The organism is Gulosibacter macacae, from assembly GCF_003865375.1.
GTDB classification, from domain to species: Bacteria; Actinomycetota; Actinomycetes; order Actinomycetales; family Microbacteriaceae; genus Gulosibacter; species Gulosibacter macacae.
Map to the genome: position 1 here is coordinate 83823 of NZ_RQVS01000005.1, position 16844 is coordinate 100666.

At 64.5% G+C, this 16844-nt stretch carries 15 protein-coding genes; 10 read left to right on the top strand and 5 right to left on the bottom strand.

The features are described 5' to 3' along the window. Positions 1 to 72: 72 nt before the first annotated feature. From EG850_RS05255 to EG850_RS05270, 4 genes are all read left to right on the top strand, one after another. On the top strand, positions 73 to 321 hold the full coding sequence (locus EG850_RS05255) for a FeoA family protein (protein ID WP_214609510.1): 249 nt from the start codon (positions 73 to 75) through the stop codon (positions 319 to 321). Then, positions 318 to 2300, top strand: coding sequence for a ferrous iron transport protein B (feoB, locus tag EG850_RS05260; protein WP_124971020.1), 1983 nt, complete (start codon positions 318 to 320; stop codon positions 2298 to 2300). The genes EG850_RS05255 and feoB overlap by 4 nt, the downstream gene beginning before the upstream one ends. Next, positions 2297 to 2638 carry a hypothetical protein gene (locus EG850_RS05265; RefSeq protein WP_124971023.1) on the top strand — a complete coding sequence of 114 codons (342 nt, stop codon included), beginning with the start codon at positions 2297 to 2299 and terminating at the stop codon, positions 2636 to 2638. Before feoB ends, EG850_RS05265 begins: the two co-directional genes overlap by 4 nt. 74 nt (positions 2639 to 2712) lie before the next feature. Beyond that, positions 2713 to 4533: a pyruvate kinase gene (locus EG850_RS05270; protein ID WP_235829217.1), complete on the top strand. Its 1821-nt coding sequence runs from the start codon at positions 2713 to 2715 to the stop codon at positions 4531 to 4533. Between the two features lie 73 nt (positions 4534 to 4606). Here EG850_RS05270 and EG850_RS05275 read toward each other — a convergent pair whose 3' ends face one another. Further along, on the bottom strand, positions 4607 to 5533 hold the full coding sequence (locus tag EG850_RS05275) for a heme o synthase (RefSeq protein ID WP_124971325.1): 927 nt from the start codon (positions 5531 to 5533) through the stop codon (positions 4607 to 4609). Positions 5534 to 5702: 169 nt separating this feature from the next. Here EG850_RS05275 and tkt point away from each other — a divergent pair, with 169 nt between their 5' ends. The 6 genes from tkt to pgl are packed head-to-tail and all read left to right on the top strand — an operon-like array spanning position 5703 to position 13964. Further along, on the top strand, positions 5703 to 7799 hold the full coding sequence (gene tkt / locus EG850_RS05280) for a transketolase (RefSeq protein WP_124971025.1): 2097 nt from the start codon (positions 5703 to 5705) through the stop codon (positions 7797 to 7799). Between the two features lie 54 nt (positions 7800 to 7853). Further along, on the top strand, positions 7854 to 8963 hold the full coding sequence (gene tal, locus EG850_RS05285) for a transaldolase (protein WP_124971028.1): 1110 nt from the start codon (positions 7854 to 7856) through the stop codon (positions 8961 to 8963). Positions 8964 to 9014: 51 nt separating this feature from the next. Further along, on the top strand, positions 9015 to 10616 hold the full coding sequence (locus EG850_RS05290) for a glucose-6-phosphate isomerase (RefSeq protein WP_124971031.1): 1602 nt from the start codon (positions 9015 to 9017) through the stop codon (positions 10614 to 10616). A gap of 59 nt (positions 10617 to 10675) precedes the next feature. Continuing rightward, on the top strand, positions 10676 to 12238 hold the full coding sequence (gene zwf / locus EG850_RS05295) for a glucose-6-phosphate dehydrogenase (protein WP_124971328.1): 1563 nt from the start codon (positions 10676 to 10678) through the stop codon (positions 12236 to 12238). Next, positions 12235 to 13218 carry a glucose-6-phosphate dehydrogenase assembly protein OpcA gene (locus EG850_RS05300; protein ID WP_124971034.1) on the top strand — a complete coding sequence of 328 codons (984 nt, stop codon included), beginning with the start codon at positions 12235 to 12237 and terminating at the stop codon, positions 13216 to 13218. The genes zwf and EG850_RS05300 overlap by 4 nt, the downstream gene beginning before the upstream one ends. Continuing rightward, positions 13215 to 13964, top strand: coding sequence for a 6-phosphogluconolactonase (pgl, locus tag EG850_RS05305; RefSeq protein WP_124971036.1), 750 nt, complete (start codon positions 13215 to 13217; stop codon positions 13962 to 13964). Before EG850_RS05300 ends, pgl begins: the two co-directional genes overlap by 4 nt. 147 nt (positions 13965 to 14111) lie before the next feature. Here the strand turns inward: pgl and EG850_RS05310 are convergent, their stop codons facing one another. The 4 genes from EG850_RS05310 to EG850_RS05325 all read right to left on the bottom strand — a co-directional run bounded on the left by EG850_RS05310 (position 14112) and on the right by EG850_RS05325 (position 16815). Then, the gene (locus tag EG850_RS05310; RefSeq protein WP_124971039.1) at positions 14112 to 14477 is read right to left on the bottom strand and encodes an RNA polymerase-binding protein RbpA; all 366 of its coding nucleotides are present in this window, start codon (positions 14475 to 14477) and stop codon (positions 14112 to 14114) included. Beyond that, the gene (gene secG, locus EG850_RS05315; RefSeq protein ID WP_124971042.1) at positions 14477 to 14731 is read right to left on the bottom strand and encodes a preprotein translocase subunit SecG; all 255 of its coding nucleotides are present in this window, start codon (positions 14729 to 14731) and stop codon (positions 14477 to 14479) included. Before secG ends, EG850_RS05310 begins: the two co-directional genes overlap by 1 nt. An 87-nt stretch (positions 14732 to 14818) precedes the next feature. Next, positions 14819 to 15610: a triose-phosphate isomerase gene (gene tpiA / locus EG850_RS05320; protein WP_124971045.1), complete on the bottom strand. Its 792-nt coding sequence runs from the start codon at positions 15608 to 15610 to the stop codon at positions 14819 to 14821. After that, positions 15604 to 16815, bottom strand: a complete 1212-nt coding sequence (locus EG850_RS05325; protein WP_124971048.1) for a phosphoglycerate kinase — start codon at positions 16813 to 16815, stop codon at positions 15604 to 15606. Before EG850_RS05325 ends, tpiA begins: the two co-directional genes overlap by 7 nt. Positions 16816 to 16844 lie beyond the last annotated feature (29 nt).

A 16844-nucleotide genomic window follows, 5' to 3' on the forward strand; every position in this document is an offset into this window, starting at 1 on the left:
CTCATAAGGCTTTCGAAGCGTTTTCGGTGCTCAGCCCTGGTCAGTAGGTAAGGCAAGCCTTACCATTATTGAGTGACCTCTGTCCCCACGTTGCTCGACGTTGAACTCCGGTCCGTCGTGGAACTTGATGTGCCGGCGGCCGAAGGTGCCCTGCGGCGTCGTCTGGCCGAACTCGGCCTGCGTTGTGGCGAATGCGTCTGCCCGATGCAGCGCACGCCGGGAGGTGGACGCATCCTCGTCGTCGGCGGCAGTCGCCTCGCACTTGACCGAGACACCTGTGCCCTCCTGCGCATTGTCGGCGCAGAGCCGACCGCAAGATGACCCCATCCAGCTGCCACGGCGAATCAACCTACCGCTCCGCAACCATCGGTTCGCCGGTTGTTGCGTTCATTGGTGCGCCGAACGTCGGTAAATCGACGCTCTACAACTTGCTTACGGGCTCGCGCCGACAGACTGGCAATTGGCCGGGAACCACCGTCGAGATTGGTCGCGGGACTTGGCGCACCCGGCACGGTCGAGAGCTTGATGCAATCGATTTTCCCGGCACGTACTCGCTCGACCCGCAGTCCCCCGACGAAGCCCTCACCCGGGAACTCGTCATCGACTGCACGCCTGACGATCGACCAGATCTGGTGGTGGTCGTGGCTGATGCCACAAACCTCGCCCGATCCGGTTATCTCATCGCGCAATTGCGGGAGGTGCCGCTCCGCCTCGTCGTTGTCCTCACCATGCTCGACGTCGCCGCAACGCGCGGTCTCACGATTGATGCCAAGCGTCTTGCTGACGGCTTCGGCTGCGAAGTCGTGGCCGTTGATCCCCGCATGATCCGTCCGCGGAAACAGGGTGCGTCAACCCCGCACGATGAACTCGAACACGCGATCGAGCGCGCGCTGGCGCTTCCGCCGCTTTCGCCGCGGAACAGTGGCTGCGGTGTTGAAGACGAAGGTGATGAGTTCGCGCTCGTCGATGACCGCTTTGCCTGGGTCGACGCCGCGATTACCCCGGCGCTCCACCAGGCTGCGACGATGCGTCGCTCAGCCACAGAAGCTGCCGACCGCGTGCTCTTGCATCCGATTTTCGGGCCGCTCATTTTCTTCGGCGTGATGTGGCTCGTCTTCCAGATCACCACGACGGTCGCCGCACCCATTCAAGGCTGGCTCGATGCGCTCATCAGCGGACCGATCACAGTAGGGGCGGAATCGCTATTCGGCGCACTGCGACTCGACGGCACGATCCTCGCTGACCTTGTCATCAACGGCGTGATCGCCGGTGTCGGCATGGTGCTCACCTTCGTGCCGCTTATGGCCATAATGTTCGTGCTCCTGAGCCTCCTCGAAGACAGTGGCTATCTCGCGCGCGCCGCCGTTGTCGTCGACCGCGCCATGGCCGCAATCGGGCTTCCCGGCCGCGCGTTTCTGCCGCTCATTGTCGGCTTCGGATGCAACGTGCCTGCGATCACTGCGACCCGAGTGCTCGGATCGGCGCGCGAGCGCATCATGACCTGCCTCCTCATCCCATTCACGAGCTGCAGCGCACGACTCACCGTCTACGTCATGGTGGCGTCGACCTTCTTCCCCGCCAACGCGGGCACCGTGGTATTCGTCGTGTATCTCGTCTCGATCGCGCTCGTGATCGGAGTGGGGTTGCTCTTGCGCTCGACACTCTGGCGCAAGGTCGGGAGGGAACCGCTACTGATCGATTTGCCGACCTTTCATGTGCCCCAGCCGCGGCTCATCGTGTCAGCCACCTGGATGCGCTTGCGCGGATTTCTGCAGACTGCTGGCACCATCATTCTGCTCACCGTCGTCGCCGTCTGGGCCCTGCAGTCGACACCCGCACCGGGACAACAGGGCAGTTTCGGGCAGGTCGCGGTTACAGACAGCGTGTACGCGGCCACCGCCGGCGTCGTCGCGCCGGCGCTCGCTCCGGCTGGGCTCGATGATTGGCATACCGCCGGAGCCCTCATGACTGGCTTTGTAGCGAAAGAGACCGTGGTCTCATCCTGGGCTCAGACCTATTCGCTCGATGACCCTTCGGCGCTTTCCAGCGAAGAGCAGGGCCATTCGCCTCTCGGCCTCGCGCTCCGCGAGACCTTTACTGAATCAAGCGGCGGCCATCCAATTGCTGCGGCGTGGGCGTTACTTATCTTCCTGCTCGCGTACACCCCGTGTGTGTCGACGCTTGCCGTGCAGGTGCGCGAAATGGGGTGGCGTTGGACCGGCTTCGGTGTTGCCTTGCAAGTCGGCATCGCCTGGCTTCTTGCGACCGGTGTGTTTCAACTGTTGCGGCTGTGGTGGTGACCGTGAACGACATGGATGCGGCAACGACATCGACGACCTCGGCGCCGGTTGGCGGCCCAATGCGCCGCGTGCTCGCCGCGATCACAGATGGCGCCACAAGCCGGCGCGAGATCGTCGATCGCACGCAGCTCAGCGCCCCACTCGTCGATGCGATCATCGATGAACTCCTCCGGCTCGGCCGTCTTGGTGCCGAGCAACTCGCAGGCGGTTGTCCGACGAACGGTTGCGGAAGCTGCCCGATGTCGCGGGCAGATCGCAGCGCTGGATGCGTTTCGGCCGGCAGTAGTGCCCCGCGCGGCCCAGTAGCACTCACGTTGCGTCAACGCCCGAATCTCTAACGAGCACCGGCCCCACGTCTTCGGACCGACCCTCCAGCGCCGACTGTTCACGGAAATCTGGCACCGTTGAACCCATGGTTTCTACTCCGGCGAACGTCATGTCGCTTTACGAACTTTCTCAGGCCTTGCACGCGCTACATGATGATCTCCTGCGCGCTGAGGCCCTTGCCGCACCGCTCATTGCCGCGGTCCAGCCTCAGCACCATAAGAGCGCGCGCAACCTCGTGCACTACGTTGCCGTGCGCCAGCACGATCTGCGGCCGTTGCAGGCTTCACTCGCGGCCTATGGGCTCTCGAGCCTTGGCCGCATGGAGTCGATCGTGCGCTCATGGATCGAGACGGTCATCGAAACCGTCGACGCGCTCGAGCAGGGCCGCTACCGTCGCGAAATCTGGGGCGATCTTGATGGTGGTCACCGCATCCTCATGCGCAATCGCGACGATGTGCTCGGCAGCGTGCACGGCAGTGACGACCGCTCGAGCCGCATCATGGTGACGATGCCCTCAGAAGCGGCCGATGAACCCGAACTTGTGCAACGCATGGGTGCGGCTGGCATGGACATCGCCCGCGTCAACTGCGCACACGATGACGAACCCGAGTGGGCCCGCATGATCGACTACGTGCGCGCGCTCCCCGGTGGCGTGCGCGTCGCCATGGACCTCGGCGGGCCGAAGCTCCGTACCGGACCGCTCGAGCCTGGGCCGAAGGTGCTCAAGGTGAAGCCGACCCGCAATGATCGCGGTGAAGTTGAACGTCGCGCTCGCGTGCTGCTCGTGCGGGCAGAGCAGGCCGACGAGATCAAACTCACTGACTTGGATGCAGTGGTGCCGGTTCTCGGGCTCGAAGCACTCGAACTGCGCCGCGGCGACCGCCTGCAATTGCGGGATGCCCGCGATCGTCACCGCGAGCTGGTGATCACCTCGGTCCGCCCCGAGGGCATCGAGGTCGAGTTTGACCGCACCGTCTACTTCCAAACGGCGAGTGAAATCATCGCCGGCGTCCACGGCGCCCTCACGATTGGTGAACTTGACGAAGTGCGACAGCACCTGTTCATCCGTGTCGGCGACGAGGTGCGGCTACAGCGCAGCCTCGCGCCGCAACCGGCCACGCAGCTGAGTCCGCACCGCATCGGCTGCACACTCGAATCGGTCTTCACCGACGCACAGCCGGGTGAGCGTGTGCTCTTCGACGATGGCAAAATCGCCGGCCGCATCCGCGAAGTCAACGGCGACGAAATCGTCATCGGCATCGAGCGTGCCGGAGTTGACGGCGTGAAGCTCCGTGCCGAGAAGGGCATCAACCTGCCCGACACGACCCTCCGCATCCCGGCCCTAACGGCGGCCGATCGCTCGCACCTGCCGTTCGTCGCGAAGCACGCCGATACGGTCAATCTCTCGTTTGTGCGCTCCCCCGAAGATGTCGCCGACCTCATTAGCGAGCTCGAAGCGCTCGATGCGCAGAACGTTGGCATCACGCTCAAGATCGAAACCGGACCAGCTTTCGAAGCGCTCCCGCAGATGCTGCTCGAAGCCATGCGCTGGGGCGATGTCGGCGTCATGATCGCGCGCGGCGACCTTGCGGTCGAGCTCGGCTTCGAGCGCCTCGCCGAAGTGCAGGAAGAGATCCTCTGGATTTGCGAGGCGGCACATGTACCGGTGATTTGGGCAACGCAGGTGCTCGACACGCTCGCACGCACGGGACTCCCCTCGCGTGCCGAGGTGACCGATGCGGCCATGGGCCGCCGCGCCGAGGCCGTCATGCTCAACAAGGGTCCGTTCATCGTTGAAGCGATCGAAGCGCTGGCGTCGATTCTTGACCGGATGGGCGGCCACGTCGAAAAGAAGCGCTCGCTCCTGCGACCACTCGCCTCGTTCGACCTCAACGGCAATAGCTAGCTCGCCGAGGTGCTCAATGCACGAGGCCCCGACTCCACAGCAGTGAGTAGGGGCCTCGCGTCGTTGGTCTGCGCTAAATGAGCGGCAGATAGACCAGCGGATCGATGCCAACCGCGAGGAACACGATTGTGAGGTATGTAATCGAGAGGTGGAACACCCGCATGGGCTTTGCCTCGCCGTCGTTCTTCACGACATGGAAGTAGAGCCGGTGCGCTTCGAGGATGAACCACACGCCAGCGAGCACCGCAGCGGCAGTGTAGATCCACCCCATCGGGGCGACCGGGATGAGCAACAGGCTCCCAACGACCGTCGCCCAGGCGTAAATCACCGACTGCAGCGCGACTGAGCCCTCGCCCATCGTGACCGAGAGCATCGGCACATCAGCGTTGTCGTAGTCGTCCTTGTACTTCACCGAGAGCGGCCAGTAGTGCGCCGGAGTCCAGAGGAAAATGACGAGGAAGAGGATGAGCGGCTCCCACGTCACGGTGTTCGTGACCGCCGCCCAGCCGATGAGCACGGGCATGCATCCGGCAATACCGCCCCAGATAATGTTCTGGTCGGTGCGGCGCTTGAGGATGAGCGTATAGAGCACGACGTAGAGCAGGATCGCGGCGACAGAGAGGGCCGCGGTGAGCGGGTTGCCGACAAACCAAAGCACCGCCGTCGACCCAATGCCGAGCACCCAAGCGAACACGAGCGCCTCGCGCTCGGTGACCTCGCCAGTGACGAGTGGCCGGTTCTTCGTGCGACGCATGAGTCGGTCGATATCGCGGTCGATATAGCAATTGAAGACGTTCGCGCTGGCTGCCGACATGGCACCACCGACGAGCGTTCCGAGGAGCAACCACACCGAAGGAATGCCGCGCGCCGCGAGCAGCATCGTCGGCAACGTCGTGATGAGCAAGAGCTCAATAATGCGCGGCTTCGTCAGTGACACATAGGCGGCAACTCGATGACGGAAATCAATCGGCTTTCGCGCGATGTCCGTCGGAGTCGCAATCGTCCCACTCGTCCCGGCAATATTGTTGACCGCCACTGCACCATCCCTTGTTGAAAGCTATCGGCCAGTCTACAGCCGCGATCAAGAATCGTCAGGGGGCGTTGCCGTCAGGGCGATAGGCTGATGCTCGCGCCAATTGGCGCGTGCCGTCTGACCCGGAGGACTCACCTTGACCGCAGTGGAATGGACCGAACTCGACCAGCGCGCAGCCGACACGGCGCGATTGCTTGCGGCAGACGCCGTCGAGAAGGCAAAGGGTGGCCACCCGGGCACCGCGATGAGCCTTGCCCCGGTCGCTCACCTGCTCTACCAGCACGTGATGCGCGTCGACCCGCGCGACCCCAAGTGGGCCGGTCGAGACCGGTTCATCCTCTCGAACGGCCACACCTCGCTCACGCAGTACTGCCAGCTCTACCTCGGCGGCTTTGGACTCGAACTCGACGACCTCAAGCACATCCGCCAGTGGGGCTACCCCACCGCCGGTCACCCCGAGTACGGTCACGTGGACCACGTCGAAATGACCACCGGTCCCCTCGGCCAGGGCCTCTCGTCGGCCGTCGGCTTCGCCTACGCGCAGCGTTACGAGCGCAACCTCTTCGACCCCGAAACTCCCGAGGGCGAGAGCCCCTTTGACCACTTCATCTATGTGCTCGCCGGTGACGGCTGCATGCAGGAAGGCGTCACCTCGGAGGCCTCGTCGCTTGCAGGCCACCAGCAGCTCGGCCGCCTCGTGGTGATCTACGACTCGAACCAGATCTCGATCGAAGACGACACCGACATTGCCTTCTCTGAGGATGTCGCCAAGCGCTACGAGTCATACGGCTGGGATGTGCAGACGGTCGACTGGACGCTCGGTGGCACCGGGGTTGAAGAAGACGTGCCTGCGCTCGCCGAAGCGATAGAGCGAGCGAAGGGCGACCTCTCGAAGCCCTCGCTCATCGTGCTTAAGAACGTCATCGCGTTCCCGGCCCCGACCGCGCAGAACACCGGTGCCTCGCACGGCGCGCCGCTCGGTCGTGACGAGATTCGTGCCACCAAGGAACTCCTCGGCTTCGACCCCGACGCCGATTTTGCCGTCGATGACGAGGTGCTCACCTACACCCGCGGCCTCGCCGACCGTGTACAGCCGGTGCGTGCCCAGTGGCAGCAGGACTTCGACGCTTGGGCGGCTCGCGAACCCGAGCGCAAGGCGCTCTGGGACCGCCTCGAGGCTGGCCAGCTGCCTGCCGATATCGAGGATGCGCTCCCCGACTTCTCTGACCTCGCGAAGATTTCAACGCGTAAAGCCTCGGGCAAGGTCATTAATGCCCTCGCCGAGGTGCTGCCCGAACTTTGGGGCGGTTCGGCCGATCTTGCCGGCTCGAACAACACCACCATCGAGAAGGCGAAGTCGTTCGTCCCCGCGGAGTACTCGACCTCATCCTGGTCGGGCGACAAGACGGGTCGCGTGCTCCACTTCGGTATCCGCGAGCACGCCATGGGCGCAATCCTCAACGGCATCGTGCTCCACGGACGCACCCGTGCCTTTGGTGGTACCTTCCTCATCTTTAGCGACTACATGCGCCCGCCGGTGCGTCTGGCCGCGCTGATGAACGTCGCGCCCATCTTTGTGTGGACCCACGACTCGATCGCACTCGGTGGCGATGGCCCGACCCACCAGCCGGTCGAAACGCTCACCTCGCTGCGGGCAATCCCGAACCTTGCCATCGTGCGCCCGGCCGACGGGGCCGAGACTGCCCAAGCCTGGCTCGAGACCCTGCGTCGCCACGACGGCCCAGTCGGTCTAGTCCTCAGTCGCCAGGATCTCCCCGTGCTCGCACGCGGTGTGGGCGACGCTGACGGAGACACGCTCGCAACTGCGAAGCTCACCGCCCGCGGTGGCTACGTGCTCGCCGAGGCGTTCAACGGCCAGCCCGAACTCATCATCATCGCCGCTGGTTCCGAGGTGCAGCTCGCCCTCGCCGCCCGCGACGAGCTGGAAGCCGATGGCGTGCCGACGCGCGTTGTCTCGATGCCGAGCCAGGAGTGGTTCGCCGAGCAGTCCGACGAGTACCGCGAGTCGGTGCTGCCGGCTGCCGTCACCGCACGCGTCAGCGTCGAGGCGGGCCTCGCGCTTACTTGGATGCCGTACCTCGGTTCGCGTGGCCGCTCGGTTTCGGTCGAGACCTTCGGTGCCTCGGCGGATGGGGACGAGCTCCTCGAGCGTTATGGCATCACGACGGCTGCCGTCGTTGCCGCCGCCCGCGAGTCGCTCGCGGCCAACTAGACCCGAGCCCCGCACCCAGAAGCGACAGATTTCACTCAAGAGGAGACCAAGTTCATGAGTAACCAGAACACCGAAGCGCTGTCCAAGCAGGGCGTGAGCATCTGGCTCGACGACCTCTCCCGCGAACGCCTCGAGTCAGGTTCGCTTGCCGAACTCGTGGCCGAACGCAATGTGGTCGGCGTGACGACGAACCCGTCGATTTTCGCCGCGGCACTCAAGAACGGCGAGATCTACGCCGAGCAGGTGGGCGAGCTTGCCGCAGCTGGCGCCGATGTTGACACTGCGATCTTTGAGATCACGACCGAAGATGTGCGTCGCGCCTGCGATGCCATGCGCCCCATCTACGACGCCACCAATGGCGTCGACGGTCGCGTCTCGATCGAGGTGTCGCCGCTACTCGCCGACGACACCGACGGCACTATTGCTGAGGCGCTCGCGCTCTACGAGAAGGTCGATCGCGAGAACGTCATGATCAAGATTCCGGCGACCCGCGCGGGTCTACCGGCGATCACGGCGGTGACGGCCGCCGGTATTTCGGTCAACGTCACGCTCATCTTCTCGCTCTCGCGCTACCGCGAAGTCATCAACGCCTATCTCACCGGCCTCGAGCAGGCCCGGGACGCAGGCCGCGACCTCTCGCGCATCCACTCGGTGGCCTCATTCTTCGTCTCGCGAGCTGACGTCGAAATCGACCGTCGACTCGACGAATCGGATGCGCCGGAGGCTGCGGAACTGCGTGGTCGCGCTGGTGTCGCGAACGCTCAGCTCGCGTACCAGGTGTTTGAGCAATCGTTCGACTCAGAGCGTGCACGGGTGCTGCTCGACGAGGGTGCGCGCCTGCAGCGTCCGCTTTGGGCTTCGACCGGCGTCAAAGACCCGACCCTCCCCGACACGCTCTACGTCGTTGAGCTTGTCGCGCCGAACACGGTGAACACCATGCCCGAGAAGACGCTTGAAGCGCTCGCCGACCACGGTGAGGTGCGGGGCAACACGGTTGCTGAGACCTACCACGACGCAAACAAGCTGCTCGACGCCGTTGACTCGGTTGGTATCTCGTACAACGAGGTTGTTGACCTGCTCGAGCGCGAGGGCGTCGACAAGTTCAATGTCGCCTGGAAGGAACTCCAGCAGACCGTGGCCGACCAGCTCGACGCCGCCAAGTAGCCAACTCTCGTTCGCACTCCGATTTCACCTCACCACTAAGGAGTAGTTCCCATGGTCATCAAGGTTTCAACTTCAGGCGCGGCAACCGAGGCGGCTCGACGCCACCTCGACCAGCTCGTCGCAGATCGTTTTGCTTCGCGACTGTTTGCCGAGGACGGCACGATGTGGGGCGAGGCGGCCGTTGAAGAGTCGTCGAAGCGCCTGGGCTGGACCAAGGCCCCCGAGGTTTCGGCACCCCTCGTGCCCGAAATCGTGGCCCTGCGCGAGAAGCTCAATGCCGCAGGTGTTGACCGCATCGTGCTCTGCGGTATGGGCGGCTCTTCGCTCGCACCTGAGGTGATGACCCGCACTGCGGGTATCGCTCTCGATGTGCTCGACTCCACCCACCCCGAGCAGGTCGCCGAGGCGCTCAGCGAGGGTATTGAGCGCACCGCCGTTGTGGTGTCGTCGAAGTCGGGTTCGACTGTTGAAACTGACTCGCAGCGTCGTGCCTTCGCTGCGGCCTTCGAAGCAGCTGGCATCGACCCGCGCGAGCGCATCATCATCGTCACCGACCCGGGCTCGCCGCTAGACCAGGCTGCTCGCGAAGCTGGCAACCAGGTCTTCAACGCCGACCCGACCGTCGGCGGCCGTTTCTCGGCACTCACCGCCTTTGGCCTGGTGCCGGCGGGTCTAGCGGGCCTCGACCTCGATGAGTTCCTCGCCGAAGCTGCGTCGGTGACCGACGAGCTCTCGGCCGACTCGCCGCAGAACCCTGGCCTTGTGCTCGGCGCGGCGATCGCCGGTGGCGAGCCGATTAAGACCTACCTCGGTGTGGTCGATCAGGGTACCGACATTGTCGGTTTCGGTGACTGGGCTGAGCAGCTCATCGCCGAGTCGACGGGTAAGGAAGGTAAGGGCCTGTTGCCGGTCGTGCTCGGTGCTGACGCACCCGAGATCGGCTTGCCGATCCCGGACCTGCAGATCGTGCGCCTCGTGGCCGATGCGGCCGAGGATGCGGCACTCGGTGACGAAATCAACGTCTCGGGTCCGCTTGCTGAGCAGATGCTCCTCTGGGAGGTCGCGGTGTCGGTTGCCGGTCAGATTGTCGGCATTAACCCCTTCGACCAGCCCGATGTGGAGTCGGCAAAGATCGCCGCGCGCGCGATGCTCGACGCCACGCCCGAGCCCACACCCCCGGCGTTTGTTGACGGTGCCATCGCGGTGCGCGGTACCGAATCGATCGTTGCCGGTCGCAACTCAGTCAAGGACGTCGTCGAGTCGCTCCTCGCCGCGCTCCCCGACCACGGCTACGTTGCGGTGCAGGCCTACGCAAATCGCCTCGGACTCGACGAACTCGTCAAGTCGCGCGACCTCATCGCCCACCGTGCCCGTCGCCCCGTCACCTTTGGTTGGGGTCCACGCTTCCTCCACTCGACCGGCCAGTTCCACAAGGGCGGTCCGCGGGTCGGGGTGTTCCTGCAGATCACCACGAACGATGACTCTGACGTTGTGATTCCGGAACGTCCCTTCACCTTCGGTGAACTCATCCGTGCGCAGGCCGCCGGTGATGGTTCGGTGCTCGAAGGTAACGGCATGCCGGTGCTTCAGCTCGAGCTCCAGGATGTGGACGCCGGTGTCGAGCAGCTCCTCGAGGCGCTGCGCTCGATCTAGACTGCAATCTGCAAACAACCCTCGCGCGTCGCGGGGTGGATCTTCGCATCCGCCCCGCGATGTGCGCGAAAGCGAGTGACGTGACCCCTGTGGATATCTCTGCGGAGCAGAATCCCCTTCGGCCGGCCAGCGAACGCCGGCTTGACCGCATCGCCGGGCCTTCGAGCCTGGTGTTTTTCGGTGTGACCGGCGACCTCAGCCGTAAGAAGCTCTTGCCTGCCGTCTATGACCTGGCCAATCGCGGCCTCCTCTCACCCTCCTTCGGGCTTGTCGGCTTCGGCCGTCGCGAGTGGGATGATGACGCCTTCCGCGCCTTCGTCCGCGAGAACGCAAAGGCTCACGCGCGCACCGGCTGGAACGAAGAGGTCTGGCGCCAGCTCGCCAAGGGCATCCGCTTTGTCTCGGGTGCCTTCGATGAAGACGCCGCGTTCGACAAGCTGCGCGAGGTGCTCGATCAGCTCGACGCCGAACAGGGCACCCGCGGCAACCACGCCTTCTACCTCTCCATTCCCCCGCGCTCATTCGCCTCGGTGACTGAGCAATTGCGGCGCTCGGGGCTCGCCGCATCCGAAAATGGCGCCTGGCGACGGGTCATTATCGAGAAGCCCTTCGGGCACGACCTCGAGTCGGCACGGGCACTCAACGACATCATCGAGTCGCGTTTCCCGAGTGATTCAATCTTCCGCATTGACCACTACCTCGGCAAAGAAACCGTGCAGAACCTGCTCGCACTGCGATTTGCCAACACCATGTTTGAACCGCTCTGGAACGCGAACTCCGTCGACCATGTGCAAATCACCATGGCCGAAGATATCGGTGTGTCGGGCCGGGCTGGCTACTACGACGGCGTTGGTGCTGCTCGCGATGTGATTCAGAACCACCTGCTGCAGCTGCTCGCGCTCACCGCCATGGAAGAGCCGCTGTCGTTCGGGGCGAAGGATCTCCGTGCCGAGAAGGAGAAGGTGCTCGCCGCAGTCAGCCTCGGCGACGACCTGTCGAAGACGACCGCCCGCGGCCAGTACGGTAGCGGCTGGCAGGGCGGCGAGTACGTCCGCGGCTTCCTCGAAGAAGATGGGATGAACCCCGCCTCGACCACCGAGACTTTCGCGGCCATTCGCCTCGAGATCAATACGAGGCGCTGGCGCGGGGTGCCGTTCTACCTGCGCACCGGCAAGCGCCTCGGCCGCCGCGTTACCGAGATCGCCATCACCTTCAAAGAGGCACCGCTCTACCTCTTCGCGCCGTCAGAGCGTGCCTCGCTCGGCCCGAACGCACTCGTGATCCGCGTACAGCCCGACGAGGGCGTCACCATGCGCTTCGGTTCGAAGGTGCCGGGTGCCGGGATGCAAGTGCGCGATGTGACCATGGACATGGGCTACGGCCACGCGTTTACCGAATCGAGCCCCGAAGCCTATGAGCGACTCATCCTCGATGTGCTGCTCGGTGACCCACCGCTCTTCCCGCGCCATGAAGAGGTCGAACTCTCTTGGCGCATCCTCGACCCGATTGAGGAGTATTGGGCGGCCGCGGGTGCCCCCGAAACGTACAAACCCGGAAGCTGGGGCCCCGACTCAGCAGATGAACTCATGCGTCGCGACGGACGCAGCTGGAGGCGGCCATGATCATCGAACTCCACCACACGACCTCGTCGGCGATCGGCAAGAAGCTCGTGCAGGTGCGCGAGGAAGGCGGCGCCGTCGCCCTCGGCCGCGTGCTCACCCTCGTCGTAGTGACCGACGCCCACGACAATGAAGACGCTATTCGCGCGGCGAATGAGGCTTCGAGCGAGCATCCGATGCGCGTCATCGTGGTGCACACGAACCCCGAGGGCGAAACTCGCCTCAATGCGGAGATTCGCGTGGGCCGCGATGCCGGTGCTGGTGAGGTAGTGGTGCTCCACGCGTATGGTGACACCGCCATCGACCCGGAAACGCTCGTGCAGGGCTTGCTCTTGCCAGATGCGCCGGTCGTGGCCTGGTGGCCGCACTACCATGGCGGCGCGCCGGTGCAATCCCCCATCGGTCAGATCGCCCAGGTGCGCATCGTCGATACCCACGATGTCGAAGACGGCGTCGAGGCACTCACTGAACTCGCTGAGGGCTGGAACGTCGGTGACAGCAACCTCGCGTGGACACGCCTGACGCACTGGCGTGCGCAGCTTGCTGCAGTGCTAGACCAGCCTCCCTACGAACCCATCGAGCGGGCCATCGTTACTGGCGTTGAAGGATCCTCCGGAGCGCTGCTCATGGCGAGCTGGCTGCGCGTCTACCTCAACGTGCCGGTCGAGGTCGTGTCGACCGAAGCGGATGAGCATCCGCATGCCCACAACATTCACTCGGTGCAGCTCGTGCGCGCCTCGGGCACCATCGAGCTCGAGCGCGTGGGCCCAGGGACCGCACGTCTGCGTCAGCCGGGCCAGCCGGTACAGCTCATCCCCCTCGCTTCCCGCGACAACACCGATGTGCTCGCTGAAGAATTGCGTTCGTTGGCTCCAGACGAGGTGTATGCGACCGTCCTCCTCGACGGCATTCCGCTACTCTGCAATGAGATGGCAACAACTGCTGTCGAGTCCGATCCGGGAATCGAGGAGGAGACCCTATGACACTGGCGGATGCGCGCGTGCGCAAGGGCGCAGACGCCAATGACGTAGATCTCCTGCTCGCCGCAGACGCGGTGTCGCTGTTCATGAACCGACTCCGGCACTCGGCACAGTTTCATTTCGTCGTCTCGGGCGGCTCGGTTGCGCAACGAGCACTGCCCGAAATCGTCAAGGCCGGCAACACCGTCGGGCTCGACTGGGGTCGCCTCCACATCTGGTTCGCTGATGAGCGCTTCGCGCCCCGCGGCCACGAGGACCGCAACGCCAGCCTCATCATGATGGCGCTCCGCCAAGCTCCCGGCTTCTTCGCGAGCCAGCTCCACATCCCGGCCGCCTCGGATGCTGGCGTGAGCCTTGATGAGGCAGCAGCAAGCTATCAGCGCGAAGTGCAGCGCTATGTGCCCAATGGTGCCGACCGCATGACGCCGATGTTTGACCTCGTGCTCCTCGGCATGGGCCCGGACGGCCACACCGCTTCGCTCTTCCCAGGGCACGAGGCGGTCGACCTCAGTGATGTACTCGTCGCTCCGGTGCGCAATTCGCCGAAGCCGCCGGCCGAGCGCGTGACGCTGACCTATCCGGCGATCAACTCGGCCGCGCATGTTTGGGTGTATGCCACCGGCGAGGGCAAGCGCGAGGCGCTCGAACTTGCCCGTTCGGGGGCTGCGGCAAGCGAGTCGCCCGTTGGTGCCGTGGCGGCACGCGACGAGGTTGTGCTCTACGCGGATGCGGCGGCGATCGGCGAGTAGTGCTCGCGCCAAGCTGCATGTCGGCCAAGCTACTGCCACGTCAAGCCACTGCAGCGGCAAACACATCACCATCAAACGCAGCATCATCAAACACTGTGCCCCGCCCGGTAATCCGGTGCGGGGCACAGTGTTTGTGCTTGCGTGCGGCTAGTTGCTCTTGACGGTGCCGCGGCGCTCACGCAGGCGCTCGAGCGCCTCAGCGAGCAATTGCTCGCCCTCGTCAGCGGTACGGCGTTCCTGCACATACTCGAAGTGCGTCTTGTACGGCACGGCAGTCGACGCGCTTGGCGGGTTGAGCTGGTCGCGTCCGGCCGGAAGACCGGTGCGTGGCGAGTCAATCGTCTCGGGAATGTCTTCTTCGGCGATGTCGGCGGCGTACCAGCGCACCGTCTCATTGCCCTGTGCATCCCAGTAGCTCACCGCAATGCGGTCAGCCATTGGCGTGGCGTCACCGTGAAGGCTCGAGGCGGCAGCACCAATGCGGGCGCCGCGGATACCGGTCGTGCCCGCCATTAGCTGAGACCACCCTGGAACTTCGTAATCACGCCCATGAGCACGATCACGGCGACCCAGATGACGAGCGTCCAGGTGGTGAGGCGATTGAGGTTCTTCTCGGCTACACCCGACGAGGCAATATTCGAAGTGACACCACCGCCGAACATGTCGCTGACGCCGCCGCCCTTGCCGCGGTGCAGCAGGATGAACAGCACAAGCAGGACGCTCGTAATAGCGAGCAGTACCTGCAGGATGACGAGAAGAATGTCCACGGGGGCCTCTCGGGGGAAAACGGAAGTGAAAACTCGAACGGGGCGCGGTCCAGAAGCTGAACTGCGACCCCGTCCGAGTATAGGTGGCTATGCGCCGACGTGCTCGCGGTAACGCACGATTGCGGCGAAGTCGTCGATTACGAGGCTCGCGCCGCCCACGAGCGCCCCGTCAATATCGGGCTCGCGCATGATGCTGGCAACGTTATCGGGCTTCACCGAACCGCCATAGAGGATGCGGATCTGTGCGGCACGCTCCTCGCCGAACCGCTCGGCGAGCGCTCCGCGCAGGGCGTGGCAGACTTCCTGTGCTTGCTCGGCGGTGGCCACGCGGCCAGTGCCGATGGCCCACACCGGTTCGTACGCGATGACGAGCTCAGCGTCGTCGGCCACGCCTTCGAGCCCCGCGATGAGTTGCGCGATGGAGACCTCGGCCGGGTTCTCAGTGGCTTCGCGCTGCTCGAGCGTTTCACCGACGCAGAGCACCGGTGTGAGTCCGTGTCGCAGGGCTGCCTGCACCTTCGCGTTACAGGTGGCGTCGTCTTCGCCGTGGATTGTGCGACGTTCGGAGTGACCAACGAGCGCATAGGAGCATCCGAGCTTCGACAGGAACGCTCCCGAGATGTCACCGGTATAGGCGCCAGAGTCGTGCTGCGAGAGGTCCTGGCCGCCGTAGACGACGTCGAGCTTGTCGGCGTCGACGACCGTCTGCACCGAACGCAGGTCGGTGAATGGCGGGAAGACGGCAACTTCGACCTTGGCGTAGTCGTGGTCGGCGTCCTTGAGGGTCCACGCAAGCTTCTGGACGAACGCGATCGACTGCAGGTGGTCGAAGTTCATCTTCCAGTTGCCCGCCATGAGCGGAGTGCGAGTGGCTACCATCCGAGCACCTCGAGGCCCGGGAGACGCTTGCCTTCGATGAGCTCGAGGCTGGCGCCACCACCGGTCGAGACGTGGCCAAACTCGTCGTCAGCGAAGCCGAGCGTGCGAATTGCCGCTGCCGAGTCGCCACCGCCGACGACCGAAAGACCGTCAACTTCGGTGAGGGCCTGGGCGACCGACTGCGTGCCGGCGGCAAAAGCTTCGAACTCGAATACCCCCATAGGGCCGTTCCAGAACACGGTCTTCGAGGTGCGAATTGCTTCGGCGTAGGCCTTTGCGCTGTCGGGGCCGATGTCGAGACCGAGGCCTTCGGCACCGAACGACGACGACTCAATGGCGTCGGCCGGCACGACTTCGTTTGCCGCATCGGCGGCAAACTTCTCGGCAACGACGATGTCGGTCGGGAGCAGCAGCTCGACGCCACGCTCTTCCGCCTCAGCAATGTAGCGCTTGACGGTCTCGAGCTGGTCCTCTTCGAGGAGCGACTTGCCGACCGCGTGGCCCTGTGCCTTGAGGAAGGTGAAGAGCATGCCGCCGCCAATCACAAGGCGGTCAACGCGCGGGAGGAGGTTCTCGATCACACCGAGCTTGTCCGACACCTTCGAGCCACCAAGCACGACGGTGAAGGGCTTCGCCGGGTCATTGACGACGCGGTCGAGCTTCTCGACCTCGTTCGCGACGAGGAAGCCAGCTGCCGAAGGCAGGAGCTGGGCGAGGTCGTAGACCGAGGCCTGCTTGCGGTGCACGACGCCGAAGCCGTCTGAGACGAAGGCATCACCGAAGGCGGCGAGCTCGGCCGCGAAGGCGCCACGCTCGGCGTCGTCCTTGCTGGTCTCGCCCGCGTTGAAGCGGAGGTTCTCGAGTACGACGACCTGGCCGTTTTCGAGCGAGTCGACGAGGGCTTTGGCGCTCGGGCCAACGGTGTCCTCAGCGAGGGCGACGTCGGCGCCGAGCAACTGGCCAAGGCGCGTTGCCGCGGGGGCCAGCGAGTACTGCGGGTCGGGTTCGCCCTTGGGGCGACCAAGGTGCGAGATCACAATGACCTTCGCACCCTGGTCGACCAGGGCCTGGAGAGTGCCGAGCGAGGCGCGCACGCGTCCGTCGTCGGTGATTACGCCGTCCTTGAGCGGCACATTGAGGTCGCAACGTACGATGACGCGCTTGCCTTCAAGGGATCCGAGGGATTCGAGAGTGCGCAGGGCCATTCGACTCAGCCTTTCCAATGGGTTGTGAT

Coding starts and splice junctions, on each gene's coding strand:
- EG850_RS05290 (WP_124971031.1), top strand. CDS start 9,015: ATGGTCATCAAGGTTTCAACTTCAGGCGCGGCAACCGAGGCGGCTCGA.
- feoB (WP_124971020.1), top strand. CDS start 318: ATGACCCCATCCAGCTGCCACGGCGAATCAACCTACCGCTCCGCAACC.
- pgl (WP_124971036.1), top strand. CDS start 13,215: ATGACACTGGCGGATGCGCGCGTGCGCAAGGGCGCAGACGCCAATGAC.
- EG850_RS05270 (WP_235829217.1), top strand. CDS start 2,713: ATGGTTTCTACTCCGGCGAACGTCATGTCGCTTTACGAACTTTCTCAG.
- EG850_RS05325 (WP_124971048.1), bottom strand. CDS start 16,815: ATGGCCCTGCGCACTCTCGAATCCCTCGGATCCCTTGAAGGCAAGCGC.
- tal (WP_124971028.1), top strand. CDS start 7,854: ATGAGTAACCAGAACACCGAAGCGCTGTCCAAGCAGGGCGTGAGCATC.
- EG850_RS05300 (WP_124971034.1), top strand. CDS start 12,235: ATGATCATCGAACTCCACCACACGACCTCGTCGGCGATCGGCAAGAAG.
- tpiA (WP_124971045.1), bottom strand. CDS start 15,610: ATGGTAGCCACTCGCACTCCGCTCATGGCGGGCAACTGGAAGATGAAC.
- zwf (WP_124971328.1), top strand. CDS start 10,676: ATGTGCGCGAAAGCGAGTGACGTGACCCCTGTGGATATCTCTGCGGAG.
- EG850_RS05310 (WP_124971039.1), bottom strand. CDS start 14,477: ATGGCGGGCACGACCGGTATCCGCGGCGCCCGCATTGGTGCTGCCGCC.